Genomic DNA, 1,457 nt, shown 5'->3' with positions numbered 1-1,457 from the left:
AGCAGCGGTGACCCTGGGATCGCGTCGCTGCGAGGCGATGATCTCCGGGATGCGTATCTGCGTCATCTGACGGCGACCGGCCGCGGAAATCTGTCATACGAGTGGGCTGCGCGCCGGTTCTTCGAGACCTGGCCGGACCCGCAGGACTGGGCGGCGACTCCGCTTCAAGAGCGGTTGTCGGCGGGGTCGGCGACGCGTCCGGTGATCACGTTCCTGATGCTGCACGGCGGGTTGCGGCCGGGATACGACTACCTGCTGTCGCGGAAGCTGTCACCGCTCTGGCGGGAGATCCAAACCAGCCCGCTGCGGGCTGAGATCGACGAGTTCCTCGACGAGGCGGAACAGCTCGGGTTCACCGCCCGCACGCGACTCGCGACAGGCTCCCAGGCCCCGATCCGGCTGCTGATCCAGACCGGAAAGCCAATGCGGCAACTTACCGTCGACGACCTTCAGGAGTTCGCCGCAGCCTGCCGGGAACGCGAGCACGCGACGGGGATCTCACATCGCCACTACTTCTCGGCGATCAGCATGGCGCACATGGTGCTGTTCCATCTCGGCGTCCTCGATTCCCCGCCCCGGACCGGCGGCCCGATCCCTTACGAGGAGCGGCTCGCCGAGGTCTCCGCGCCGTTGCGGGCGGAGCTGGTCGGCTACCTGGAACGAAAGCGCGCGACCTGCGACCGCAAGACGGTATCGGCGATGGCGACCCGGTTGAAGCACTTCGGGGTGTTCCTCACCGAGACCGACCCTGCCCTTCAGAGCGTGAGGGATCTGGATCGGCGATGTCACATCGAGCCGTTCCTCGCGTCGTTGGTCGACGCGGTCAGCGACAAGGACGGGGCCCCGATCAGCATCGGGGACCGCAACCGGCGGGTCGTCGCGGTCGCGACGTTCCTGCGCGACATCACCGAATGGGGCTGGGACGCAGCGCCACCGCGGAAGGTGCTGTTCCGCGACGACATCCCCAAACTCCCGCAGATGTTGCCCCGCTACCTCCCCATCGATGCCGACCGGCGACTCGCCGCCGCTTTGACCGAGCATCCCGACAACGAGCTGGCCGCACTGGCGCTGCGGCTGCAACGGGCTTGCGGGCTGCGGATCGGGGAACTGCTCGACCTCGAGCTGGACTGCGTCCACGAGCTCGATGGGAACGGGGCATGGCTGAAGGTCCCGCTCGGCAAGCTCGCCACCGAACGCATGGTCCCCCTCGATCCCGAGACCCTCGAGGTGATCGACAGGGTCACCCAGATCCGCTCCCACGGCAGGCCACTCCCGCACCCCCGCTACCGGCGACCCGCGCAGTTCCTGTTCACCTACCTCGGCCGCAGACTCACCCAGCAAGGCGTCCGCCGCGAACTCGATCACGCCACCGAACTCGCCGGGCTCGGGCACGTCACCTCCCACCAGCTGCGACACACCTACGCGACCGCGCTGGTCAATGCTGGCGTCTCCCTGCA

The 1,457-nt window shown here is 67.9% G+C and carries 1 protein-coding gene; it reads left to right on the top strand.

From position 1 onward, the window contains the following. On the top strand, window positions 1-1,457 hold a 1,457-nt coding region (locus ACPYN4_RS15480; protein ID WP_424446876.1), incomplete at both ends, for a tyrosine-type recombinase/integrase.

The organism is Microbacterium sp. CH-015 (assembly GCF_049707015.1).
Classification (GTDB): domain Bacteria; phylum Actinomycetota; class Actinomycetes; order Actinomycetales; family Microbacteriaceae; genus Microbacterium; species Microbacterium aurum.
This window is presented reverse-complemented; position numbering and strand designations above follow the sequence as displayed.